This window comes from Gemmatimonadota bacterium (assembly GCA_009841265.1).
Lineage (GTDB): Bacteria > JAAXHH01 > JAAXHH01 > JAAXHH01 > JAAXHH01 > JAAXHH01.
On the sequence record VXMB01000014.1, the window covers coordinates 539,658 to 564,313 of the forward strand.

The 24,656-nt window shown below is 65.5% G+C and carries 27 protein-coding genes; 26 read left to right on the plus strand and 1 reads right to left on the minus strand.

Translation table 11 applies throughout. The features are described 5' to 3' along the window. Window positions 1–4 precede the first annotated feature (4 nt). The 9 genes from aroC to pheA all read left to right on the plus strand — a co-directional run bounded on the left by aroC (window position 5) and on the right by pheA (window position 8,608). Window positions 5–1,159: a chorismate synthase gene (gene aroC / locus F4X08_14975; protein MYD27100.1), complete on the plus strand. Its 1,155-nt coding sequence runs from the start codon at window positions 5–7 to the stop codon at window positions 1,157–1,159. Between the two features lie 2 nt (window positions 1,160–1,161). Continuing rightward, complete coding sequence (locus F4X08_14980) at window positions 1,162–2,799, plus strand: 3-dehydroquinate synthase (protein ID MYD27101.1); 1,638 nt, start codon at window positions 1,162–1,164, stop codon at window positions 2,797–2,799. 45 nt (window positions 2,800–2,844) lie between these two features. Continuing rightward, entirely contained in the window at window positions 2,845–3,291 is a 447-nt protein-coding gene (gene aroQ, locus F4X08_14985) for a type II 3-dehydroquinate dehydratase (protein MYD27102.1), read from the plus strand. Between the two features lie 8 nt (window positions 3,292–3,299). Beyond that, window positions 3,300–4,508 carry a tryptophan synthase subunit beta gene (gene trpB / locus F4X08_14990; protein ID MYD27103.1) on the plus strand — a complete coding sequence of 403 codons (1,209 nt, stop codon included), beginning with the start codon at window positions 3,300–3,302 and terminating at the stop codon, window positions 4,506–4,508. Further along, window positions 4,505–5,326: a tryptophan synthase subunit alpha gene (locus F4X08_14995; GenBank protein ID MYD27104.1), complete on the plus strand. Its 822-nt coding sequence runs from the start codon at window positions 4,505–4,507 to the stop codon at window positions 5,324–5,326. The genes trpB and F4X08_14995 overlap by 4 nt, the downstream gene beginning before the upstream one ends. Before the next feature lie 184 nt (window positions 5,327–5,510). Continuing rightward, entirely contained in the window at window positions 5,511–5,879 is a 369-nt protein-coding gene (aroH, locus tag F4X08_15000) for a chorismate mutase (GenBank protein ID MYD27105.1), read from the plus strand. Window position 5,880: 1 nt separating this feature from the next. Further along, the gene (gene aroF, locus F4X08_15005) at window positions 5,881–6,897 is read left to right on the plus strand and encodes a 3-deoxy-7-phosphoheptulonate synthase (GenBank protein ID MYD27106.1); all 1,017 of its coding nucleotides are present in this window, start codon (window positions 5,881–5,883) and stop codon (window positions 6,895–6,897) included. An 8-nt stretch (window positions 6,898–6,905) separates the two neighbouring features. Beyond that, the gene (locus F4X08_15010) at window positions 6,906–7,769 is read left to right on the plus strand and encodes a prephenate dehydrogenase (GenBank protein ID MYD27107.1); all 864 of its coding nucleotides are present in this window, start codon (window positions 6,906–6,908) and stop codon (window positions 7,767–7,769) included. Window positions 7,770–7,816: 47 nt separating this feature from the next. Beyond that, window positions 7,817–8,608: a prephenate dehydratase gene (pheA, locus tag F4X08_15015; protein MYD27108.1), complete on the plus strand. Its 792-nt coding sequence runs from the start codon at window positions 7,817–7,819 to the stop codon at window positions 8,606–8,608. A gap of 83 nt (window positions 8,609–8,691) precedes the next feature. Here the strand turns inward: pheA and F4X08_15020 are convergent, their stop codons facing one another. Then, a complete protein-coding gene (locus F4X08_15020; protein ID MYD27109.1) occupies window positions 8,692–10,473 on the minus strand; it encodes a fibronectin-binding domain-containing protein in 1,782 nt (593 codons plus the stop codon). Between the two features lie 291 nt (window positions 10,474–10,764). Here F4X08_15020 and F4X08_15025 point away from each other — a divergent pair, with 291 nt between their 5' ends. From F4X08_15025 to F4X08_15105, 17 genes are all read left to right on the plus strand, one after another. Further along, window positions 10,765–11,643, plus strand: coding sequence for a YicC family protein (locus F4X08_15025; GenBank protein MYD27110.1), 879 nt, complete (start codon window positions 10,765–10,767; stop codon window positions 11,641–11,643). Next, window positions 11,564–12,259, plus strand: coding sequence for a guanylate kinase (locus F4X08_15030; GenBank protein ID MYD27111.1), 696 nt, complete (start codon window positions 11,564–11,566; stop codon window positions 12,257–12,259). Before F4X08_15025 ends, F4X08_15030 begins: the two co-directional genes overlap by 80 nt. Continuing rightward, window positions 12,256–12,498: a hypothetical protein gene (locus F4X08_15035; protein ID MYD27112.1), complete on the plus strand. Its 243-nt coding sequence runs from the start codon at window positions 12,256–12,258 to the stop codon at window positions 12,496–12,498. The genes F4X08_15030 and F4X08_15035 overlap by 4 nt, the downstream gene beginning before the upstream one ends. Window positions 12,499–12,512: 14 nt before the next feature. After that, the gene (gene coaBC / locus F4X08_15040; GenBank protein MYD27113.1) at window positions 12,513–13,730 is read left to right on the plus strand and encodes a bifunctional phosphopantothenoylcysteine decarboxylase/phosphopantothenate--cysteine ligase CoaBC; all 1,218 of its coding nucleotides are present in this window, start codon (window positions 12,513–12,515) and stop codon (window positions 13,728–13,730) included. Continuing rightward, window positions 13,727–14,593 carry a uracil-DNA glycosylase gene (locus tag F4X08_15045; GenBank protein MYD27114.1) on the plus strand — a complete coding sequence of 289 codons (867 nt, stop codon included), beginning with the start codon at window positions 13,727–13,729 and terminating at the stop codon, window positions 14,591–14,593. The genes coaBC and F4X08_15045 overlap by 4 nt, the downstream gene beginning before the upstream one ends. After that, the gene (gene dnaB / locus F4X08_15050; GenBank protein ID MYD27115.1) at window positions 14,590–15,951 is read left to right on the plus strand and encodes a replicative DNA helicase; all 1,362 of its coding nucleotides are present in this window, start codon (window positions 14,590–14,592) and stop codon (window positions 15,949–15,951) included. The genes F4X08_15045 and dnaB overlap by 4 nt, the downstream gene beginning before the upstream one ends. Before the next feature lie 33 nt (window positions 15,952–15,984). Further along, window positions 15,985–16,731 (plus strand): ABC transporter ATP-binding protein, encoded by a 747-nt coding sequence (locus F4X08_15055; protein ID MYD27116.1) that lies wholly within the window; start codon window positions 15,985–15,987, stop codon window positions 16,729–16,731. Window positions 16,732–16,770: 39 nt separating this feature from the next. Then, on the plus strand, window positions 16,771–17,928 hold the full coding sequence (gene tgt / locus F4X08_15060; protein MYD27117.1) for a tRNA guanosine(34) transglycosylase Tgt: 1,158 nt from the start codon (window positions 16,771–16,773) through the stop codon (window positions 17,926–17,928). A 17-nt stretch (window positions 17,929–17,945) separates the two neighbouring features. Beyond that, complete coding sequence (gene yajC, locus F4X08_15065) at window positions 17,946–18,257, plus strand: preprotein translocase subunit YajC (GenBank protein MYD27118.1); 312 nt, start codon at window positions 17,946–17,948, stop codon at window positions 18,255–18,257. Window positions 18,258–18,265: 8 nt separating this feature from the next. Continuing rightward, a complete protein-coding gene (gene def / locus F4X08_15070) occupies window positions 18,266–18,820 on the plus strand; it encodes a peptide deformylase (protein ID MYD27119.1) in 555 nt (184 codons plus the stop codon). Window position 18,821: 1 nt separating this feature from the next. Further along, window positions 18,822–19,763, plus strand: coding sequence for a methionyl-tRNA formyltransferase (locus F4X08_15075; protein MYD27120.1), 942 nt, complete (start codon window positions 18,822–18,824; stop codon window positions 19,761–19,763). A gap of 16 nt (window positions 19,764–19,779) precedes the next feature. After that, window positions 19,780–21,183, plus strand: coding sequence for a 16S rRNA (cytosine(967)-C(5))-methyltransferase RsmB (gene rsmB / locus F4X08_15080; GenBank protein ID MYD27121.1), 1,404 nt, complete (start codon window positions 19,780–19,782; stop codon window positions 21,181–21,183). A gap of 50 nt (window positions 21,184–21,233) precedes the next feature. Then, a complete protein-coding gene (locus tag F4X08_15085; protein ID MYD27122.1) occupies window positions 21,234–22,571 on the plus strand; it encodes a signal recognition particle protein in 1,338 nt (445 codons plus the stop codon). Between the two features lie 15 nt (window positions 22,572–22,586). Further along, window positions 22,587–22,871 (plus strand): 30S ribosomal protein S16, encoded by a 285-nt coding sequence (gene rpsP / locus F4X08_15090; GenBank protein MYD27123.1) that lies wholly within the window; start codon window positions 22,587–22,589, stop codon window positions 22,869–22,871. 85 nt (window positions 22,872–22,956) lie between these two features. After that, window positions 22,957–23,469: a 16S rRNA processing protein RimM gene (gene rimM, locus F4X08_15095; protein MYD27124.1), complete on the plus strand. Its 513-nt coding sequence runs from the start codon at window positions 22,957–22,959 to the stop codon at window positions 23,467–23,469. 11 nt (window positions 23,470–23,480) lie between these two features. Next, window positions 23,481–24,272, plus strand: a complete 792-nt coding sequence (gene trmD / locus F4X08_15100; protein MYD27125.1) for a tRNA (guanosine(37)-N1)-methyltransferase TrmD — start codon at window positions 23,481–23,483, stop codon at window positions 24,270–24,272. Between the two features lie 38 nt (window positions 24,273–24,310). After that, on the plus strand, window positions 24,311–24,655 hold the full coding sequence (locus tag F4X08_15105) for a 50S ribosomal protein L19 (GenBank protein MYD27126.1): 345 nt from the start codon (window positions 24,311–24,313) through the stop codon (window positions 24,653–24,655). Window position 24,656: the final 1 nt, after the last annotated feature.

A 24,656-nucleotide genomic window follows, 5' to 3' on the forward strand; every position in this document is an offset into this window, starting at 1 on the left:
CATGTTGCGATACCTGACCGCAGGCGAATCACACGGACCGGCCATATCGGCAATCCTCGAAGGCCTGCCCGCGGGGCTGCCGGTGGCCGCGGAAGACATCGACCGGGACCTGAAACGGCGCCAGGGCGGCTACGGACGGGGCCGGAGAATGCAGATCGAGACCGATACGATCGAGATCCGGGGCGGCGTGCGCCACGGCACGACCATGGGCGGACCGGTTTCTCTCGTCGTGCAGAACCGGGACTGGCAGAACTGGACGGACGTGATGGCGATCGAGGAGGCCGACGGCCCGGTAAGGCGGCGGGTGACCCGGCCCCGCCCCGGCCACGCCGATCTCGCGGGCGGACTGAAGTACGACCGCCGCGATTTGCGGGACATCCTGGAACGGGCGAGCGCGCGGGAGACGACCATGCGCGTCGCGGTCGGCGCGATCGCCCGGTCCCTCCTCGGGGCCTTCGGCATACGCGTGCTCAGCCACGTGGTGCGGATCGGGCAGGTGGACGCGGACGTGAGCGGCCTGTCGAACGATGAGATCATCGAACGGGCCGAAGCCTCGCCCGTGCGCTGCGCCGACGAAGACGCCGCACAGAAGATGATCGAGGAGATCGACCGGGCAAAGTCCCTCAAGGACACGATCGGCGGGGTCTTCGAGGTCAAGGTGCTGAACGCGCCGCCCGGCCTCGGCAGCCACGTGCAGTGGGACCGCAAGCTCGACGGCCGCCTGGCCCAGGCCGTCATGAGCATCCAGGCCGTGAAGGGCGTGGAGATCGGGCTGGGCTTCGGCGTGACCCGGGTCCTCGGTTCCGAGGTTCACGACGAGATCTTCTACGAAGGCGGACGGTTCTACCGCGAGACGAACCGGGCCGGCGGCGTAGAGGGCGGCATGACCGAAGGCGAGGAAATCGTCGTCCGCGGCGCGCTCAAGCCCATCGCGACGCTCATGCGTACGATCATGTCGGTGGACATCGAGACCAAGGAAGCCTTCGATTCCGCCAAGGAGCGGTCGGACGTGTGCACCGTGCCCGCCGCCGGCGTGATCGGCGAAGCAGTGGTGGCCTTCGTCGTCGCCGACGCCATGCAAGAAAAATTCGGGGGCGACAGCCTGGAGGAAATGCTGCGCAACTACCAGGGCTATATGGACCAGCTGGCGCGTTACTAGCGATGGAAACGGCACGGGCAAGAGGTGGACGGGAAGTGGCTGAACCTGGAAAACGGCAATCCGGCGGCATCGTCCTGATCGGCTTCATGGGCACGGGCAAGACGGCGGTGGGGTGGCGCCTCGCGCGCGCCCTGGGCGTGCCCTTCGTGGACACCGACGCGCTGATCGAGAAGAAGGCCGCGGCGCGTGTCCCCGAGATCTTCGAGCAGCGGGGGGAGACCGGTTTCCGGACGATCGAGAAGGCGGTCATCCGGGACCTCGCCGACGGGGTGCGCAGGGTGGTCGCCACCGGCGGCGGCGCGGTGCTCGATCCGGACAACTTCGCCGTGCTGCGGTCGCTGGGTCCGGTCATTCACCTGAAGGCGCCGGCAGAGACGGTCCTGGCGCGTACGCGCGGCGATTCAGGGACCAGGCCGCTCCTGGCCGGGGTAGACCCGCTGGAACGGATTCGGTCGCTCCAGCGCGAACGCGCACCGGTCTACGGCCGGGCAGACCTCGAAATCGACACGTCGCGGCATACGATCGAGGAAACGGTGGAGATGGTCAAGACCCTGGTAGAAAGTGAAGAACGCGTGATCCGGGTTGACCTCGGTCCCGACAGCTATGACATCGTGATCGGGCCCGATGTGCTCGACCGGCTGGGACCCCGGATGAAATCCTTCGATCTGACCGGTCGCGCGCTGGTCGTGACCCATCCGGGCATCGCGGAACGCTACGGAGGCCGGACGACAGACTCGCTGCGGTCGGCCGGGTTCGAACCGGACCTGGTCGAAGTGCCGGACGGCGAGGAGCAGAAGTCGCTTCCCTGGGCCGAAAAGCTCTATGACGCCATGCTGGCCCACCGGATGGACCGCCGTTCCCCCGTCATCGCGCTGGGCGGCGGGGTCATCGGAGACCTGGCCGGTTTCGCCGCGGCCACCTTCCTGCGCGGCGTCCCGTTCATCCAGGTCCCCACCTCGCTCCTCGCCCAGGTGGACGCCAGCGTGGGGGGCAAGGTGGCCGTGGACCACCGCCGCGGGAAGAACCTGATCGGCGCGTTCTACCAGCCCCTGCTCGTACTGGCCAGCCTGGACACGCTCGACAGTCTGCCGGACCGGGAACTGCGCGCGGGCATGGCGGAAGTGATCAAGTACGGCGTCATTGCAGACCCCGGCCTGTTCGCCTATATTGAGGGGCGCCTGGACGATATACAGAAGCGCGACCGCGGCGTACTGGCGCACCTCGTGGCGCGGTCCTGCGAGATCAAGGCGGAAGTGGTCGGCGGCGACGAGCGCGAACTGGGACGGCGGGCCATACTCAACTTCGGCCATACCATGGGCCACGCCATCGAGACGCAGACGGGCATGCTGCACGGCGAGGCCGTGGCCATCGGCATGGTCTACGCCGCCCGGGTCGCGGAGCGTATGAAAATGCTGGACGACGTAAGCGTCCGGCGGCTGATCGAACTGGTGCGGCGCACAGGGCTGCCCCACCGGTGCGACGGGCTGGACGTCCCGGCGACCATCGAGACCATGAAGCTCGACAAGAAGTCGGTGGGCGGCCGCCCGCGTTTCATCCTGCCCAACCGCATCGGCGAGGTGGCCGTCCGCGACGACGTGCCCGCCGAATACATCCGGTCCGTCCTTGCGACGGGGAACTAGAAGGGCGGCGCACCGGCGGCACACTGGCGCCGGATCGGCGAAACCATGATGAAATTACTCGTGTTGCACGGCCCGAACCTGAACATGCTGGGCGTCCGGGAGCCGGAAGTCTACGGTACGGATACGCTGGAGGACATCAACCGGTCCCTCGAGACAGCCGCGGGGGGGCGGGGGATCAAGATGCGCATCCGCCAGTCCAACCACGAGGGTGTGCTGGTGGACGAGATCCAGCAGGCCCTCGGCTGGGCCGACGGCATCCTGATCAATCCCGGCGCTTACACCCACACGAGCATCGCCCTGCGCGACGCCATCGTCGCCGTGGGCCTGCCCGTCGTGGAAGTCCACATGTCGGACATACACGCCCGGGAGAAGTTCCGGCATCATTCCTATATCGAGCCCGTGGCGCTCAGGCAGATCTGCGGACACGGAAGCGACAGCTACCGGCTGGGCCTGGAGGCCCTGATCGACCACCTCGGGAACGGGAGCGAATGATGACGGCGATCACGCTGCCCGACCAGCGCGGACACTTCGGCATATTCGGCGGCCGTTACGTTCCGGAGACATTGATGACGGCCCTGGACGAGCTGCTCGAAGTGTACGAGGCGGCGAAGAGGGACCCTGACTTCGAGGAGGAGTTCCGTTACTACCTCCGGGACTACGTGGGCCGTCCGTCCCCCCTCTACTACGCGGAGCGGTTGACGCAGGCCCTCGGCGGTGCGCGGATCTATCTCAAGCGGGAGGACCTGAACCACACGGGCGCCCACAAGATCAACAACACCATTGGCCAGATCCTGCTCACCCGGCGCATGAAGAAACCACGGGTCATCGCGGAGACCGGGGCGGGCCAGCACGGCGTGGCCACGGCCACCGTGGCCGCCCGCTTCGGCCTGGAATGCGACGTCTACATGGGTTCCGAGGATATGGCCCGCCAGGCGCTGAACGTCTTCCGCATGCGCCTGATGGGCAGCCGGGTCATCGCCGTCGACGCGGGCAGCCGCACGCTGAAGGACGCGCTGAACGAGGCCCTGCGCGACTGGGCGACCAACGTCCGCCATACCCATTACATCATCGGATCGGTGGCGGGCCCCCATCCCTTTCCCATGATGGTGCGTGATTTCCAGTCGGTCATCGGCCGGGAAGCGCGGGAGCAGGTCCTGGAGAAAGAAGGACGGCTCCCCGACGTGCTCGTCGCCTGTGTGGGGGGCGGCAGCAACGCCATCGGGCTCTTCCATCCCTTCCTCGACGACGGCGTCCGCCTGATCGGCGTGGAAGGCGCGGGACACGGGCTGGATACGGGGATGCACGCGGCCACGCTGGGCCTGGGTACGCCGGGTGTGCTGCACGGCGCCATGAGTTATACCGGCCAGGACGCGAACGGCCAGATCCAGGTGGCCCATTCCATCTCCGCGGGACTCGACTATCCCGGCGTGGGACCCGAGCACAGCTACCTGAAGGACTCCGGCCGAGCGGAGTACGTGAGCGTGACCGACGAAGAGGCGCTGGAGGCCTTCGAACTGCTCTCCAGGGTCGAAGGCATCATTCCGGCGCTCGAAAGCGCCCATGCCATTGCCCATATCGCCCGGATCGCCCCGGAAATGGACCGGGAGGGGGTCATCGTCGCCGGGCTGTCGGGCCGCGGGGACAAGGACGTCGAGCAGGTGGACGGGTTATTGGCCCGGAACGGTGAGCGCGCAGGAGACGCTGAATGAACCGGATCGAAGAGACCTTCGCATCGCTGAAGTCCGCGGGCCGCAAGGCGCTGATCCCCTATGTCATGGCGGGGGACCCGGACCTGGAAACGACGGCCGCGCTGGTCGTTGAACTGGACCGACGCGGGGCCGACCTGGTGGAACTGGGCGTGCCCTTCTCCGATCCCATCGCCGATGGCCCCACGATCCAGCGTGCCGCGCTTCGGGCGCTGACCGGGGGCACGACCCTGCGGTCCATCGTCGAGACGGTCGCTTCCATCCGGGAACATACCGGCATTCCGGTGGTACTGATGACCTACTACAACCCGGTGCTCGCGTACGGGATCGGGGACTTCTGCCGGGATGCCGCGCGTGCGGGGGTGGACGGGCTGATCGTGCCCGATCTCCCGCCGGAGGAAGGGGCCGATCTGTCCGACGCCTGCCTCCGGCACGGCCTCACCGTCGTCTTCCTGGTGGCGCCCACGAGCACTTCGGCGCGGATCGAACTGGTGAACCGCCATACCACGGGATTCGTCTACTGCGTCTCCCTGACGGGCGTCACGGGCGCGCGGGGGGAACTGGCGGAAGGGGTGGACGCGTTCATGGCACAGGTGCGGTCCCACACGGACCGGCCCCTCGGGCTGGGATTCGGCATCTCGTCACCGGATCAGGCCGGCGAGGCCGCGCGCCTGGCCGACGGGGTCATCGTGGGCAGCGCCATCATCAACGTGATGGAAGCGCACGCCGGCGAACCGGACATGCTCCGGTCCGTGGGCGAATACGTAGCTTCACTGAGGGCAGGCATGGACCGGGAAACGCCGGTGGCCGTGCAGGGGTAGTATCGCGAATGGGGCCGGGTAGGCGCCCGTACGCATGGAGCATTGCAATGATACAGGTTTCACGTCGAAAGGGAGATGCGTGTGGGCGTCCACGAGACCGGTCAGGTCTTCGCGGCGCCCACGTATTCACCTCCCCTTTCATGCGTTGATCGGGTAATATCCAGCGTTCACTGTCCCGGGAGGGATCATGGTCCGAGGCGTTCGCGGCGCGATAACCGTTGAGTCGAACACTTCCGAAGCCATTTGTGAGGCATCGCGTCGGTTGCTTACAACAATAGTCGAACGAAACCGCATCGAACTGGAACACATCATCAGCGTGTTTTTTTCGTCGACGAAAGATCTCGATGCGCAGACACCCGCCTACGGCGTGCGCCAGATGGGGTGGACCGCGATCCCGCTGTTCTGCACGCAGGAGATGGAGGTCCCCGGGAGTCTTCCCGGGTGCGTACGGGTGCTGGTTCATGTAAATACGGAAAAATCGCAGGATGAAATACGGCATGTCTACCTGGACGGTGCCGTCGTGCTCCGGCCGGACATTGCCGAGGGAGGCTGAAATGGTGGTTGTAATGAAACTTCATGCAACGGAAGACGAGAAGGAGCACGTCCGGGAGACGATCCGGGCCTTCGGCTGTAAACCACGGGACATCCAGGGCGACGAGATGTCCATCATCTGCGTGATCGGCAATACCCTGAGCCTATCGCCCGAACAGTTCGAGATCCTGGACGGGGTGGACCGCGTTCAGCGCATCCAGCGGCCCTACAAGCTGGTAAGCCGGGAGGTGCAGCCGCACAAGACCCGTTTCAAGGTGGGCGACGTGACGATTGGAGGCGACGGCATCACCATCATCGCCGGTCCCTGTTCCGTCGAATCCTACGACCAGTTCCTGGAGGCGGCGCAACACGCCCGGGCCGCGGGGGCCAACATCATACGCGGCGGCGCGTTCAAGCCCAGGACCTCGCCCTACAGCTTCCAGGGGCTCGGAGAGGAGGGCCTGAAGATCATGGCCCGGGTCAGCGAGGAAACGGGCCTGCCGACCATCTCGGAAGTGATGGAGCCCGAGATGGAACCCATGGTCTCGGAATACGTGGACATGCTGCAGATCGGCGCCCGGAACATGCAGAACTATCCGCTGCTGAACGTAGCGGGACGGAGCAGCAAGCCCGTCATGCTCAAGCGGGGCATGTCCGCCACGCTCGAGGAGATGCTCCTGGCGGCCGAGTACATCCTGGCGGCGGGGAACCACAACGTCGTCCTGTGCGAAAGGGGTATCCGGACCTTTGAGACCTGGACCCGGAACACGCTCGACATCTCCGCCGTGCCCGTGCTGCAGAAATACACCCATCTGCCCGTGTTCATCGACCCGAGCCACGGGACCGGCAATGCCGATTTCGTGGGGCCGGCCGCCCGGGCGGCCGTGGCGGTGGGTGCCGATGGACTCATGATCGAGATGCATCCGACGCCGGAGCGCGCGCTGTCCGACGGGGACCAGTCCCTGACTCCGGAAGCGCTGACCTCCCTGATCCCGGAACTGCAGGCGGTCGCGACGGCCGTCAACCGTACCATCGGCTGAGCTGGCCTATGCGTATCACCATTATCGGCGTGGGACTGCTGGGCGGTTCCTTCGGCATGGCGGTCCGGAAGGCGGGGGCGGCGGAACGCGTCGCGGGCGTCGACCTGGACCGGGCCGTACTGGACCGGGCCCTGGAGCGCGGCGCCATCGACGCGGGATACCTGGAAACGGCCGAAGGGGTGGAAGGGGCCGACCTGGTCGTCCTCGCTACGCCCGTGCGGTCCATCCTGGACATGTTGCCCGGCCTCGCGCCGCTGCTCGGTAGAGAGACCATCCTCCTGGACCTGGGCAGCACCAAGGAGGCCATCGTTTGCGCCGTCGCTAGCCAGGCCGGCATCAGGCGGTACGTCGGCGGGCACCCCATGGCGGGTACAGAGCACACCGGCATCGATCACGCCGATGACGGGCTGTTTCAGGACGCGACGTTCGCCCTGGTTCCGCCCCCCGGGGCGGATGAAGGCGCCCTCGACCTGCTCAAGGACCTGGTCCACCGGATCGGGGCGCGTCCCGCCGTCATTCCCGCCGAGCGCCACGACCGGATCGTCTCGGTCACCAGCCACCTGCCCTACCTGCTGTCCGTGGTGCTGGCGCTCGCCGCGGAGAAGACGGCGCGCGATGAAGAACGCCTGGGCGAGTTCGCCGCGTCGGGATTCCGGGACACGACCCGCCTGGCCGCGTCCACCGTGCAGGTGATGGCCGACATCTGCCTGACCAACGGGCGGCCCCTGCTGCGCGGCATCGAGGACGCCAGGCGGTTGCTCGACGACCTGGCGGCTCAGATCGAGGAGGGGCGCGAATCGGAACTGGTGGAGACGCTGACGAAGGCGAAGGAAAGCAGGGCCGCGTTGCTGGGTGAAAGGAGGACCGATTGAAGAAGTTCAGGACCGGCTTCCAGGGCGAGCTGGGAGCCTTCAGCGAGATGGCCGTGCTCGCATATTTCGGAGACGCGGCCGAACCGGTTCCCCATGGATGGTTCGACGACGTGTTCCGCGCCGTGGACGAGGGCAGTTGCGACTACGGCATGCTGCCGATCGAGAACACCCTGGCGGGCAGCATCCACGTCAATTACGACCTGATGCAGGAGCACGACCTGCAGATCGTAGGTGAAATCGTGCTCCGCATCGTCCACAACCTGATGGCGAAACCGGGTGTCCGGTCGGAGGAACTCCGCCGGGTCCAGTCCCACCCCAAAGCGCTCGAACAGTGCGTCCGGTTCTTCCGGGAGCATCCGTCGATGAAACCCGAAACCGTGTACGATACCGGCGGCGCGGCCAAGATGCTCGGTGAGGGCGGGGGGCGGGATATCGGCGTGATTGCGAGCACACGGGCCGCGGAGCGGTACGGGCTGGAGATCCTGGAGCGCGGGATCGAAGACAACCCCCAGAACTATACGCGGTTTTTGGTCCTGGGCAGAGCGCCCGAACCATCGGAGGGCGAACGCATGAAGACCTCCATCGTGTTCTCGGTTCCCCACGAACCCGGCATGCTGTTCAAGGCCATGAGCGTCTTCGCGCTGCGGGACATCTCCATCAACAAAATCGAATCGCGGCCCCTGGTCGGATCCCCCTGGGAGTATCTGTTCTACCTGGATTTCGAGGGGCACGCGGAGAGCCTGCTCTGCAGCCGGGCGCTCAACCACCTCCGGGAGATCGCCAAAAACTACAAGCTGCTGGGCTCCTATGCCGAAGGCCGCATCGTGGACCGGGTCTGAACCAAGCGCGTCAACCCCGTCAGGACGCTCACGACGATCGCGTCAACCCCGTGAGGACGCTCCCGGCGGTCGTGTCAACTCCGTCAGGCCGTCTCCGGCGTGTCGGCCTGGCGGAGTGCCAGTCCGGGTTCGACGAAGAGCGTTTTTTCGCGGGTGAACACGACCTGTCCGGGGCTGCCGTTTTTCATTTTACGGACGTAACGGCGCTCCGTGTAGTCCACCGGCACCGTGGTGGAACCCCGGCCCTTGCTGTACCAGGCCGCCAGGCAGGCCGCTTCGTAGAGGGTTTTCCTGCTCGGCATCTGGGTCTTGTCCTCCCGTCGCAGGATCACGTGGGAACCGCCCAGGTTCCGCGCGTGCAGCCAGATGTCGTCCGGCGCCGCCGATTTCGTCAGCGCTTCGTTCTCCCGGCTGTTGCGGCCCACGAGCAGCAGGTGTCCGCTGGTGGTGAGGTACCTCCTCGGATGGATGTCCTGCCCGGCCTTCTTGCGCAGACGTTTCGAAGCGCCGGTTTTCGAAGCGCCTGTTTCGCGGGGCGCCTTGACCAGGTCCAGCCTGATGCAGGCCCGGTGGGCATTCTCCAGCCTTTCGTCGTCGTCGCCGCAACCGAGCTTCTCGCGGATACCCGTGACTTCTTCCAGGCGTTTCCGTGCCCGGGCGATGCGTTGGACCACCGCCTTCCTCCCGTCCCGGGCCTTGCGGGCCTGCCGGAAGTACCACCGGGCGTTCTCCGCCGGCGACAGGTTGGGCTTCATGGGAATGGAGACTTCCTCCCGGTCACCGCTGAAGTAGTCTTCGACCAGGGCTTCCGTCGACCCCGCTTTCAGCCGGGCCAGGTGAGAGGTGATCAGCTCGCCGTACCGGCGGTATTCTTCTTCCTGCTCCACGTGAACCAGGTCCTTACCCAGGTTCTCCGTCAGGCGCTCCAGGCGCCGGATCTCATCGCGCAGGGCGCGCTGTACCTTCTGCAACCGCTGCTTGAACGCTTCTTCGGCCATCCGTTCTTCGTAGAAACGTTCCACGGCGACGCTGACGGATTCGTGGCGTTCTACCTGCGCCGCGGGCAGAGAATGGACCGGGACCGCGGAAAGGACGCGGGCCCGGCCGTCTTGCGATCTCCCGATGCAGGGCGTCCAGTCCCGCGCCCTCACGCGGCGGACAAGCTCCTCCAGGCTATGCCAAATCCGGGCGACGCGGTCCTCCCCGTCCGTGTCCGCAAGACCCGTCGTGTCCACCAGGCCCGCCCGGACCAGGACCTCCTGGCCCATATCCCTGGACAGTCCCGCGAAGGTGGCGGTCAAATGCCGCGCCAGTGCTTCCGGCGTCTCAAGGCGGTCCGTCCCGGCCAGCAGTTCGCGCGTGGCTTCGCCGAGCGGTGTTTTCTTCATCGGCGGCGGGAACGCGTAGGTCTCGCCGGGGACCAGTTCCCTTTCCGTGCCCCGGATGCGCCTGAGGGTCTCCAGGATAACGCGGTCCGGATCGGAAAGGAAAACCATGATTCCCCGGTTCCCGATGAGTTCTGCGATTATGCGGTACCGGCCCGGTCCCGGCGAGGACCGCCCCCTGCAATGGAGTTGAACCACCCGTTCGAAGGGTGCCACGTCGACCTTCTCCAGCATACCGGGAACGAGATGATCCCGCAGCGCCGCGAGCAGCGCGGACGAGGCCGCGCCCTTCTTCCCGGCATCCGACAGATGTACCCGGGAGAAACCCGGCTGCACGGAAAGCGACAGCACGCGCCTGCCCGTGCTCGTCTTCAGGACGAGTCCGATTTCCATGGGTGCGTGCTGCTCGACGGCCACAATACGCGACCCTTCCAGTTCCCTGCTTTCGTCTTTCACGGCCTGTAACACCAGGGCGTCCATGCCCGCTCCATCCTGATTCCGGTTCCGGTGCGATCTCGATACGATGACGTTCCGCGGCGTCGGAGCCGCCGCGTCCCGTCTTTTTCATAATATAACGGGACCGGTTGCATCAAGGGTCATGAATCTTCTTTTCGACGTGTCCGGGGCGTGTCCGGGGCGTGCCCGGAACGTGCCCGGAAGGGGAAGGAACTCCGCCGGGCTGCCGCCAATATGTTATTGACAAATCGCCGTTTAGCGTGTATTTTCATGTTTCTTGGAAACAGGCGGTAACTGCGGATTCAGGGGCTTTGAATGATATGCAGCATGACTGGATACGGCGCCGGGGAATCCGACCTCGCCGGCGTCCGCACCGTCGTCGAACTGCGTTCGGTTAACGGCCGGTTCTGCGACATCGCGGTAAGGCTGCCGAAGTCTCTGGGTTCGCTGGAGGGCCGCGTGCGCGCGTACGTGCAGGACCACGTGACGCGAGGCAACGTTTCCGTGTCCGTCCGGTGCGACGACGGCGATTCAAACGCCCACGGGATACGGATCGACGCGGAGGCCGGAAGGAAGTACTGCGACGCGCTGAGGCAGCTCAAGGACGAGCTCGGCGTATCGGGCGAGGTCTCCCTCGAAATGGTCGCGGCCTACCCGGGCCTGGTGACGCCGGAAGCCGACGAAGTCGACCCGGCCGAGCGCTGGAAGGGTATCGAGGCCGCCCTGGAGCGCGCGCTTGTCGCCTTCAAGGACATGAAGCGAAACGAGGGAAAGGCGCTCGAAACAGACCTGCGCGGCAGGATCGAAGCCATACTGGCCTTGCTGCGTTCGATCGAGGACCGGTCGCCGGGCCGCGTGGCCGAGTTCCGGGAACGCCTGCGTCATCGGATCGAGGGCCTGCTCGACGACGGACCGGTCGACCCGCAGCGCATGGCCATGGAGATCACCCTGTTTGCGGAGCGGAGCGACGTGACCGAGGAATGCGTCCGCCTGAACGCCCATTGCGGTGCCTTCCTGGAAGCGCTGGGGGACGACGGGAGTCCGGGCAGGCGCCTCAACTTCCTCATCCAGGAAATGAACCGGGAGATCAACACCATCGGATCCAAGAGCAACGATACGGAAATCAGCCATTCCGTCATCCAGGCCAAGGAAGAGTTGGAGAAGGTCCGCGAACAGGTGCAGAACATTGAGTGATTCCGTCGCGCCCGGCCGCGCGGAGGCAAAGGGGTTCTGCCTGGTCCTCTCCGCGCCGTCGGGCACGGGAAAGACCACGATCGGCGAGTTGCTTACGACCGGAGACCCGACCATCGTCCGGTCCGTATCCATGACGACCCGTAAGAAGCGGCCGAACGAGCGGGACGGGATCGATTACCGGTTTGTCAGCGCGGACGAATTCAAGGAGAAGATACGCCAGGGCGCCTTTCTCGAATGGGCGGAAGTTTACGACGGCGTGCTGTACGGTACCCCACGGGACGCCGTCGAACGCGTCATCCGGTCCGGGGGCGTGGCCCTGCTGGTCATCGATGTCCAGGGCGGAGGAGCCGTCAAAGCCATATTCCCGGAGGCCGTTCTCGTCTTCCTGATTCCGCCTTCCCTGGACAGCCTGTCGCGGCGGTTGAAACAGCGCGGCCTGGAAGCGGACGATCAGATCCGCAAGCGGTTGGAAAAGGCGCGCACCGAGATGAAGTACCTGCCCGCGTATGACTACGGGGTCGACAATGAAGATGGCAAGCAGCAGTCCACCGTTGACGCCATTCGGGGGATCATAGCCACCGAACGGCGTCGCATCAGCCGATGGGAGCATCCATGAACACCACCAAATCGACACAGTACATTTCCCAGGAGCGCATGAGGGACGTCGCCGATAACATCTACGAGGCCGTCATGGTTACGGCCATGGAGGCACGGCGAATCAACCTCCACAACAAGATGCTGGGCACGCAGGACGACCGCGCCGAGAAAGTGACGACCCAGGCGCTGGACCGGTTGCTCGGCAATGAGCTGAACTACGACTACCAGCCGGCCGAGGAAGACGAGGCCGTGGAGTAAGGCAGGAGTTCCCGATGTCCAGGTTGAAAGGACGCCGGATCGTCCTCGGCGTGACCGGCAGTATATCGGCCTACAAGGCGGCCGAAGTAGTCCGCGGACTCGTCCGGGAACAGGCAGACGTCCGGGTGGTGATGACCCGTGAAGCCGGCGCGTTCGTCGGTGCCGTAACCTTCAGCGCACTGACCGCCCATCCCGTGGCCGTCGAGCAGTTTCCCGACACCGGGATGGCCGGTGAAGAACACGTCGACCTCGCGGTCTGGGCCGATACGGTGGCCATCGCGCCCGCCACGGCCAATATCATCGGCAAGATGGCGAACGGGCTGGGCGACGACCTGCTCTCCACCGTGATGCTGGCCTGCGAAGCGCCTTGCTGCCTGGCGCCGGCCATGAATTTCCGCATGTGGAGAAACGAGGCCGTCCAGTCGAATCTCGACCGCCTCAGGAGCCGGGGCGTGCACGTCATCGAACCGGAATTCGGCCTGCTGGCCAACGGCGAAGAGGGGGACGGGAGGCTGGCGGCGCCGGAGCAGATCGTGGAAGCGGTCGCCATCCTTGCCGATCCCGATCATGACCTGGCCGGATGCAACTTGCTGGTGAGCGCCGGCCCCACGGCGGAGGACATCGATCCCGTCCGGTGCGTAACGAACCGCTCCAGCGGAAAGATGGGTTACGCCCTCGCAAGGGCCGCGGCCCGGCGCGGCGCGTCGGTCACGCTCGTAGCGGGACCCACGCACCTCCAGGATCCTTACGGGGTCGCCGTGGAACACGTCCGGACCGCCGGTGAAATGCGCGAAGCCGTCCTGGCCAACCGAGAAGGCCAGCATGCCGTGATCATGGCGGCGGCCGTGGCGGATTACCGACCGGGCGTCCAGGCCCCCCGGAAGACGAAGAAGACGGAGGAACGTCTCACGCTGGAAATGACGCGGACCACCGATATCCTCGCAGAAGTGGCCGCCGACCGGCCGCCCGTGCTGATCGGCTTTGCCGCGGAGACCCATGACGGTCTCGACTACGCGCGCCAGAAGCGGGCGGACAAGGACCTGGACCTGGTGGTCTACAACGACCTCACCGCCGAGGGCGCCGGGTTCGAGACGGATACCAACATCGTCACCCTTATACACCGCGACGGTCGCGAGGAATCCCTGCCCCTGCAATCCAAGTCCGACGTGGCGGACCGCGTCATGGACGAAGTCGCCGCCCTGCTGAGAAACCGGGAAGTCGTTCCCGCATGAAAACGCAAGCGTCGCTGTCCGACCTGATACGCCAGACCGTCGAGGCCGTGAGGCAGGAAGAAGAGCAGGGACTCGAATCGCTCTACCTGCCGGAAGGCCTGGACGGGGCGCTTCCGCTGCCGGAGCGGAGGCGGCGCGAACGGCACGAAGGTCCCGGCCAATCCGATCGGTCCGGTCAACCTGCCGGGGTAGGCCAACCTGCCGGGACCGGGCGGGCGGCCCAGTCGACCCATTCGGCCCAGTCAGCCCATTCGGCCCAGTCGGCCCGGGTAACGTCGCTCGAGGGCCTGTATGCGAAATACCATCGCTGCACGGCCTGCGCGCTGGGATTCAAGCGAAAGCACTTCGTATTCGGTTCCGGGAACGAGCACGCCGACGTGATGTTCGTGGGCGAAGCGCCCGGCGCCCAGGAAGACGAACAGGGCCAACCCTTCGTGGGCCAGGCGGGTAAGCTGCTGACCCGTATCCTGAACGCCATCGATTTCACCCGGGACGAGGTGTATATCACCAACATCCTGAAATGCCGGCCGCCGAACAACCGCGACCCGATGCCCGAAGAGATCGACGCGTGCGACGCCATCCTGAAGGAGCAGATCCGGCTCGTCCGGCCCCGGCTGATCTGCGCCCTCGGCCGCGTCGCGGCCCAGGCCCTGCTCAAGCAGAACAGTTCGATTCGAGCGCTGCGGGGCAGGTTCCACGACTATCACGGCATCAAATTGCTGGTGACGTACCACCCTTCCGGCCTGTTGCGCAATTCGGCCTACAAACGGCCGACCTGGGAAGACGTGCAACTGTTGCGGAAGGAATACGACCGCATCGTGCAGTCCGATGCGCAGGCGACCCCGGGAGATGAGGTCTCATGAACAGCCAGAGCGACGGGGCGGAACGACTTCCGCCGCAGGCCGTGGAGGCGGAGGCGGCGGTCCTGGGCGCCATGCTGCTGGAACAGGACGCCATATCGATCGCCCTCGAGATCCTCGACGACACCGCGTTCTACCGTGATGCGCACCGCAAGATCTTCAGTGCCATCATTGCCCTGTACGACCGGAACGAACCCACCGACGTGATCACCCTTAGCGAAGAACTGGAGAAGCGGCACGAACTGCCCGCCGTGGGGGGATCCTTCTACCTGGTCGGCCTGACGGAGGGCGTTTCGACGGCGGCCAACGTGGAATACCACGCCCGGATCGTGCACGAGAAATCCCAGGGACGCAAGCTGATCAACGTGGCGACCCAGATCGTCTCCCGGGCCTATGAATCGTCAGAAGACACCGCGGAACTGCTGGACGACGCCGAGCGGATGGTGTTCTCCCTGTCCCAGCGTGACGCCCGCCGAGGTTTCACCCAGCTCAATCCCATTCTGCACGACACCTTCGAGAACATCGAAAAGCTCCACGAGCAGGACACCACCGTGACCGGCGTCCCTACGGGCTTTACCCGGCTGGACGAGATGACCGCCGGTTTCCAGCGCGGAGACCTGGTTATCATCGCGGCCCGTCCGGCCATGGGGAAGACGGCCCTCTGCCTGAACATCATCCGCCACGTCGCGGTGGAGGCCGGGGTCGGCGTCGGCCTGTTCAGCCTCGAGATGACCAGCCACCAGCTGGCCCAGCGGATGCTGTGCAGCGAGGCCCGTGTGGATTCCCACCTGATGCGCACCGGCCGGCTGCCGGGAGACGCGTGGTCGAACCTGAGCATCGCGGTGGGGGCCCTCGCCACCGCGCCGGTATACATCGACGAGACCCCGGCGTTGTCGGTCACCGAAATGCGTTCCCGGGCGCGCAGACTGATGTCCGAGCATGACGACATCGGCCTGCTGGCCGTCGACTACATGCAGCTTATGCGGGGCCCGAGCGACGCGGAGAACAGGCAACAGGAGATCTCCGCCATCTCCCGGAACCTGAAGGCCCTGGCCAAGGAGCTGGACGTCCCGATCGTTGCGCTGTCGCAGCTTTCCCGGGCGGTGGAGATCCGCGGCGGGGACGGTCGGCCGCAGCTGTCGGACTTAAGGGAATCGGGCGCGATCGAACAGGACGCCGACGTGGTGCTGTTCATCTACCGGCCCGCCCGTTACGCAGAAGGCGAGGAACAGGAGCAGAACCAGGCGGAAATCATTATCGGCAAGCAGCGCAACGGTCCCGTCGGAACGGTGGACCTGGTCTTCGTGGACCGTTTCGCCCGTTTCGAGAACCCGGATCTCTATCACGAAGACCCGGGCTGACCGTTCTTCCCGCGTTACGTTCTCTACCCGCTCATGATCGAAATCGTACACCTGAGAAAAGCCTTCGGGAAACCGGTGCTGAAGGACGTCAACCTGACCATCGAGTCCGGGGAGACCATGGTCATCATCGGCCGGAGCGGATGCGGCAAGAGCGTGCTGCTCAAGCACATCACGGGATTGCTGCATCCGGACGGCGGAACGCTGTTGGTGGACGGCAGGGACGTGACCAGGCTGTACGGAACGGAACTGGACGAAATCCGCAAGCGCTTCGGTTTCCTGTTCCAGGGCGGCGCCCTCTTCGATTCCATGACCGTGGGCGAGAACGTGGGGATCGCCCTGAAGGTACACACCGACCGGACCGAGGCGGAGATCGGCGAACGGGTCCGGACCTGCCTCCAGATGGTCGGCCTGTCCGACGTGGAGGAACAGAAGCCGGCGGAGCTTTCGGGCGGCATGCGCAAGAGAGTGGGACTCGCCAGGGCGATCGCCATGAATCCGGAGTACATTCTCTACGACGAGCCCACGACGGGCCTGGATCCCATCATGGCGGACATCATCAACGACCTGATCCTGGACATGAACCAGCGGCTGTCGGTGACGGCGATCGCGGTGACCCACGACATGATCAGCGCGTACAAGATCGCGGACCGCATCGCGATGCTCCACGACGGGGTGATTCACATGGTGGGGACCCCGGACGAGATCCGGAACTGCGACGACGCGCTGGTGCAGCAGTTCATCCTGGGCCGCGGCGAGGGCCCCATCAAATCGCTGGAATAGTCATGGATCATTCTAAAGGAGGACCGCGGGTCCCGCGGTATGGCTTCGCTGGACTTTAACCTGCTCGCCCGGGACCCGGCTTCGAACGCGCGGGCCGGCCGCATGAAGACCCCCCACGGCGAAATCCGCACGCCGGTGTTCATGCCTGTGGGGACCCAGGCGACGGTGAAGACGCTGACGCCGGAGGAACTCGAAGCCGCCGGCGCGCAGATCATACTCGGCAACACCTACCACCTGTTTCTCCGGCCGGGACATGCATTGATCAGGGAGATGGGCGGGCTGCACGGCTTCATGAACTGGCGGCGGCCCCTGTTGACCGACAGCGGAGGCTACCAGGTGTTCAGCCTCTCGGACCTCAAGTCCATCCAGGAAGAGGGGGTGACCTTCCAATCGCACATCGACGGCTCGCGGCACCTGTTCACGCCGGAGTCCGTCATGGAAATCGAGACCGCCCTCGGCGCCGATATCATCGCGCCCCTCGACGAGTGCCCGCCCTATCCCTGCGACTACGGTTACGCGAAGGATTCCGCCGCGCTGACGCTGCGTTGGGCCGAGCGGTCCCGGAAGCGTTTCGACGAACTGGAGGGAGAAAGGGCGCATCCCCAGGCCCTGTTCGGCATCGTGCAGGGAAGCGTCTACGAAGACCTCCGGGTCGACTGCGCGCGGTCGCTGGTCGACCGGGGATTCGACGCCTACGCCATCGGAGGGATGTCGATCGGGGAGCCGAAGCCGGCCATGGCGGCCCTGATCGACGCCACCGTCGAACACCTGCCGGAAGACCGGCCCCGTTACCTGATGGGCGCCGGGACGCCGGAAGACCTCGTCGACGCCGTGGGACGAGGGATCGACATGTTCGACTGCGTCATTCCCACCCGCGAGGGCCGGAACGGCGCGCTTTACACGCGCTCCGGACGCATCAATATCTACAACGCCCGCTTCAGGGCCGACGCCGGACCGATCGATGCATCCTGTTCCTGTTATGCCTGCCGGACCTTCAGCCGTTCGTACGTCCGGCACCTTTACTGCGCGGGAGAAATACTGGGTCCGAGAATGGGGACCCTGCACAACATCCACTTCTACGTCGGCCTGGTCTCCGAGATGGGAGAAGCCATCCAGGAAGGCCGTTTCGGCCCGTGGAGCAGGTCGTTTCTGACCGCGTATCGCAGTGCGACCGCAAGAAAGGAGCAACCCCAGTGATTCAAGATGCCTTTGCCATGGGCCCCGGCGGCGGAGACGCTTCCGGACCGGGTTTCCTGATCTCCATGATCCCCATCCTGTTGATGTTCGCGATCATCTACCTGTTGCTGATCCGTCCCCAGCAGAAGCGTCAGCGCGAACACCAGGCCATGCTGGACGCCCTGCAGAACGGGGACAAGGTGGTGACGCAGGGCGGGATCATCGGCGTCGTTACAGGACTGAAGGCGGACACGGTCACGGTGCGCATCGCCGACGACGTCCGGATCGACCTGCAACGCAGCGCCATCTCCCGCCTGATCAGCAGCAAGAAGGGAAGCAAGGAAGAATAGGAAAAGCCATGGCGGTCAGACCCATACGCATATACGGCGACCCGGTGCTCCGCGAGAAGGCGCGCCCGGTGGGGGATGCGACCGCGGCGCTGCGTCTCCTCGCCGAGGACCTGGTCGACACCATGTTCGACGCGGAGGGCATCGGGCTCGCGGCTCCCCAGGTCGGCGAGACCGTCCGCATGTACGTGGTGAACCTCGGGGCGATCGGACCGGAACTCTTCCTGGACCGCCGGGGGCCGGCCCTGGAGGGCGAACCGGAACACCTGGTGCTGGTGAACCCGCGCGTCGTCAAGCGGGAAGGCGCGCAGACGAGCGACGAGGGATGCCTGAGTTTTCCCGATCTCTTCGAGAAGGTGACCCGGCCCGAGGTCGTGCGCGTCGAGGCAACGGACCTGGACGGGCGCCCCTTCGAGATCGAGGGCAGCGGACTGCTTGCGCGGGTCCTGGTCCACGAGTACGACCACCTGGAAGGCGTCCTGTTCATCGATCACCTCAGCAAGCTCCGTCAGCAGTTCATCCGCGGTAAACTGAGGAAGCTCAAGGAGAGCGGTCAGGCGGTCTGATATGCGCGTGGTCTACATGGGTACGCCCGCCTTCGCGGTGCCGAGTCTCGAGGCGCTGATCGGCCGGCCGGAACACGAGGTGGCCGGTATCGTCACCGGCCCCGACCGGCCGAAGGGACGGGGACTGAAGACCGCGCATTCCCCGGTGAAGGAAACCGCCCTGCGGCACGGCATTCCCTTCTGGCAGCCTGAGAAGCTGCGCGATCCGGGTTTCCTGGACGCCCTTCGGTCCCTGGAAGCCGGCCTGTTCGTGGTCGTGGCCTTCCGCATCCTGCCCGACGAACTGCTGGCGATACCCCCGGCCGGCACGATCAACCTGCATCCTTCCCTCCTGCCCCGGTACCGCGGCGCGGCGCCCATACAGTGGGCGGTGATGAACGGGGACGAGGTTACGGGCGTCACCACGTTCCTGGTCGAAAGGCGGGTGGACACGGGTGACATCCTCTGCCAGGAGACCGTGCCGATCGGGCCGGAAGAAACGGCCGGCGAACTGCACGACCGCCTGTCCCGCACCGGCGCGGACCTGCTCCTGCGCACGGTGGATCGGGTGGCAGACGGCCGCATAACGCCGCGGGCGCAGCGGGGCGAAGCGACACCCGCGCCGAGGATCTCCCGGGAGGACGGCCGCATAGACTGGCGACTGCCGGCCCGCGTTATATACAACAGGGTACGGGGCCTGAACCCGGTTCCCATGGCCTTCACCACCTGGCGCGGCCAGCGCCTCCGGATCATTTCGAGTCAGCCCGTCCCTCTGGAAGGGGAAGGGGGCGGCCCGCCCGGAGAGATCGTCTCCGCCGACGAACGCCGGGGCGTCACCGTGCAGACCGGAGAAGGCGGATTGAGACTGGACCGGGTGCAGTCCGAGGGCCGGAGCCGGATCGAAGGCGCGGAATTCGTGAGAGGATACCGTCCGGTGGCGGGCGACCTTCTCGGCGGGTCCTGAGCACGGAACCCCGACCATGGTTCGACTTCACCACGACACACCGGCCGAGGCCGGAGAGAACGCGCCTTCGATGCGCGGTAACGCCCCTCCGGTGCGCGAGATCGCGTTGAAGGCGCTACACCGCACGGAAACGCGGGACGTACTGCCGCGGGACGCCCTCAATGCCCTTTTCCGGCGATACGGCTACTCGGCCCGGGACCGGGCCTTCGCGACCGAACTGGTGTACGGCACCATCCGCTGGCGCCGCCGCCTGGACTGGACGCTCGGCCGGCTGTTGCGCGGCAAACCGGAGTCGCTCACGCCGTGGATCCGCCTGATCCTCCACATGGGCCTGTACCAGTTGATGAAGATGGACCAGGTCCCCGCCGCTGCCGCCACCCATGAATCCGTGCAACTCGCCAAGCGATACGGGCACGAGGGCACCGTCCGCCTGACCAACGCGGTCCTGAGGACGGCCATCCGTCAGCGGGAACGGCTGTCGCGGCCGGCGCGCGGGGGAGACCCCGTCACGGATCTCGGCGTCACCCATTCCTATCCCGATTGGCTGGCGAAGCGGTGGATCCAGCGGTATGGCATGGAACCTACCGCCGCCCTCATGGAGGCCGGGAACCGGCCGCCGTCCCTGTCCGTCCGGGTCAACACGGCGAGGTCCACGCCGCAGGACCTCGCCGAATCACTGGCGCCGAACGGCATCCAGGTCGAACCGGGTCGGTGGCTCGATGATTTCCTGATTATCCGGCACGCGGGCGACCTGCACGGGCTGGCCGCCCACGAGTCGGGCCTGTTCCAGGTACAGGACGAAAGCGCGGGTCTCGCGGTGAGGCTTTTGGGTCCGCGGGCGGGCGAGACCGTTGTCGATTTATGTTGCGCTCCGGGCGGAAAAACAACATATATTGCGCAAATTGTCGGCGCGGGCGGAAAGGTGATCGCCTGCGATTCGTCACCGCATCGACTCCGCCGCGTGGAGGAACACCGGCAGCGAATGGGGTTGGGGCAGGTGCGTCTTGTCGTCATGGACGGCCGGTCGCCCGGCCTGGAATTCAAGGCCGACCGGGTCCTGGTGGATGCGCCCTGTTCCGGGCTCGGCACCATCGCGCGCCGGCCGGATCTGCGGTGGCGGAGAACGGCGGAGGACATCGGCCGGCTCCGCGGCGAACAACTGGCGTTGCTGGAGAAAGGCGCCGGCATGGTGAAACCGGGCGGCGTCCTGGTGTACAGCACGTGCACCATCGAGCCGGAAGAGAACGAGGACGTCGTGGCCGCGTTTTGCAGCAGGCATCCCGGTTTTCGGCCGGACAGCCCCGGCGACTGGCCGCAGGAACTGGCCGGGGTCATGGACGGCGCGGGCCGGATCGCCACGCTGCCGCCGGTACACGGCGTGGACGGGAGTTTCGCGGTGCGGCTGAGGAATACCGGCTGACCGTATTGGGTGGCCAGCCCGAGTAGCGCTGGCGGACCGCACTGGAGCGCATCTTGTTTGAAGAACTGACCGGCCGCATGGAAGGCATCGTCCGGAATCTCCGCAGTCAGGGCAAGCTGACGGAAAAGAACATCGACGACAGCCTACGGCAGGTGCGCCGCGCCCTGCTGGAAGCCGATGTGAATTTCAAGGTAGCCCGGACCTTCATCGACTCGGTCAAGGTAAAGGCCCTGGGGCAGGGCGTGCTCAGGAACCTTTCTCCGGGGCAGCAGATGGTGGGGATCGTCCACCAGGAACTGATCTCCCTGATGGGCGAGGAGGCCGTCGACGTCGCCATCGCGGAATCGCCCCCGACCATCGTCATGCTGGCCGGCCTGCAGGGGTCCGGCAAGACGACGGCCACGGGGAAGCTGGCACACCACTTCATCGGTGCGGGCCACCGGCCCATACTGGCCGCGGCGGACGTCTACCGGCCCGCGGCGGTGAAGCAGCTGGAGGTACTCGGCGAACAGCTGGACGTGCCGGTCGTGGCCCTCGGGGACGGCCGGTCTCCCCTGGCCATCTGCAGGGTCGCCGTGGACCGCGCAGGCCGGGAGGACCGCGACGTCGTCATCCTGGACACGGCGGGACGCCTGCACGTCGACGAAGAGATGATGGAGGAACTCCGCGGGATCCGTGAGGCGGTCCATCCCCACGAAATCCTGCTCGTGGTGGACGGGATGACGGGACAGGACGCGGTCAACGTGGCCGAGGCCTTCGACCAGGACCTCGACATCGACGGCTGTATCCTGACGAAGATGGACGGGGACGCCCGCGGCGGCGCGGCGCTGTCCATACGGCAGATTACTCGGAAGCCCATCAAGTTCGTGGGCGTCGGCGAGAAACTGGACGCCCTGGAGGTGTTCCATCCCGAACGGATGGCGTCCCGGATCCTGGGGATGGGCGACGTGGTCTCCCTGGTCGAGCGCGCGCAGGCCGCCATCGACGTGGAGGAAGCGCGCAAGCTCGAAACGAAACTGCGCAAGCAGACCTTCGACCTCGAGGATTTCCGGTCGCAGCTCCAGCAACTGGGCAAAATGGGTTCCATGCAGGAACTGGTCGAGATGATGCCGGGAGTAAACAAGAAGGTGATGAAGGATATGGACATGGATGAGAAAGCGCTCGTTCGCATGGACGCCATTCTGAGTTCCATGACCAAACACGAAAGGGCGCGCCCCGTGGTCATCAACGGCAGCAGGCGCCGGCGGATCGCGCGGGGAAGCGGCACGAGCGTACAGGAGGTGAACCAGTTACTGAAACAGTACAACATGATGCAGAAGATGATGAAGCAGTTGAACCGGCCGGGCGCCCTCGAGCGGCTCGGCCAGAGTATGTTGCCTTTCAGGTAGCCTAAGGAGCGGAACATGGCAGTGGCCATACGGCTTCGCCGCACGGGAGCCAAGAAGAGACCCTTTTACCGGATCGTCGTTACGGACAACCGGACCCGCCTGGGCGGTAAGTACATCGAGAGCCTGGGTTACTACAACCCCATTTCGCCGGAACAGCTGGAGATGGACGTGGACAAGGCCGTCGATTGGCTCAACCGCGGCGCCAGGCCGAGCGAAACGGTGCGGTCGCTTCTGGTGAAGAGCGGCGCGATTCAGAAGTGGCGCGGTGACAACGAGGAGACGGCCGAAGCGGCCGAGTAACCCGAAGCGGATCGGCCGCCGGTACGCCAGTGCGACCGAGAGCGTCGAAGCGGATCGGCCGCCGGTACGCCAGGGCGGGGTGTAATTGAGCGAAGACCGGATCAATATCGGATTCATCCGCAAACCCCACGGCCTCAAGGGCTACGTCCGCGTGGAAGGTTTGTCGGACGCTCCGGACCGGTTCGCGGATCTGGACCGGATCGGCGTGGAACTGCAGGACGGCCGGCGGGAGTTGCTGGAGATCGAACGCTGCAGCCGCGACGGGAACGGCTGGCGGATGAAATTCCGCGGGATCGATACGACGGAGCACGCGGAACGGCTCCGCGGCGCGTACATCCAGGTGCCCGAAGAAGCCGTCGCCCCATTGCCCCGTGACGCGTACTATGTCTTCGAACTCGAAGGCTGCGCAGTCGTTTCCGACGAGGGCGAAGAGATCGGAATCCTTCGCGAGGTCATGTCCATGCCCGCCAACGACGTGTTTGTGGTGGACACGCCAACCGGTGAAGCGATGATCCCGGCGGTCCGGGACATCGTGGTGGAACTCGATCCCGGGGAGGACAGGATCGTCATACGGAAGATCCCTGGGTTGATCTCATAGCGGAAAAGACCATGCGTATCGACATTCTTACGGCTTTCCCGGGTGTATTCGCGGGACCCTTCGGGGAGAGTATCGTGGGCCGGGCGTGCCGGCGGGACCTGGTGGACGTCTTCGTCCACGACCTGCGGGCGTTTACGACGGACCGCCACAAGACCGTCGATGACTACGCCTACGGCGGAAGCCCGGGCATGGTGCTCAAGGCGGAGCCCATATTCAGGGGCGTAAGGCATCTCCGGCGCCAGGTCGACGCGTCGTCCCGGGCGTCCCGGACTGACCAGGTCGACGCATCGTCCCGGGCTGACCGCTCCCGTACCGTGCTGTTGTCGGCCGGGGGCAAGTCCTTCGTCCAGGATACGGCCAGGTCCTTCGCGGAACTGGACCAGCTGGTCCTTATCTGCGGACATTACAAGGGCGTCGACGAACGGGTGGCCAAGGGCCTGGGCGCCGAGGAGTACTCCGTGGGCGATTTCGTCGTCACCGGCGGCGAGATACCGGCCATGATGATCGCGGACGCCGTGATCCGTCTACTTCCAGGGGTCCTGGGCGAAATGGCTTCCGCGGTTACGGATTCGCACTACGAAGGACTGCTGGGCAACGCCGTGTACACGCGGCCGGAGAACTACCAGGAGTGGCGCGTGCCCGAAGTGCTGCTTTCCGGGCACCATGGGCGCATCGAACGATGGGAAAGGCAGGACGCCCTGAAGAAGACGTACCAGCACCGTCCCGAGTTGCTGGAAACCGTGGAATTGACCGGAGAGGATCTGACCTATCTGAGAACCCTTCAACAGAACGAAAACGGGTAGCACACCCGTGGCCGTTCGAAAGGACGGAAGTTTCAAACATGAACGCACTAGACACGATCACTCAGGACCAGTTACGGACCGACCTGCCGGAATTCCGTGCCGGAGACACTATTCGGATGGAGGTCAAGGTCCGCGAAGGCGACAAGGAACGCGTACAGCTCTTCCAAGGCGTTGTTATCCAACGGTCCGGCCACGGCATTGGCGAGACCGTCACGGTCCGCAAGATCTCGCAGGGGATCGGCGTTGAGCGCATCTTCCCGCTGCATTCGCCGTCGGTTGGTAAAATCCAGGTGTTGCGCAAGGGCAAGGTACGGCAATCACGAATCTACTACCTGAGGAAGCTCAAGGGCAAAGCCGCCCGGATCGCCGAGCGGCGCAACTGAG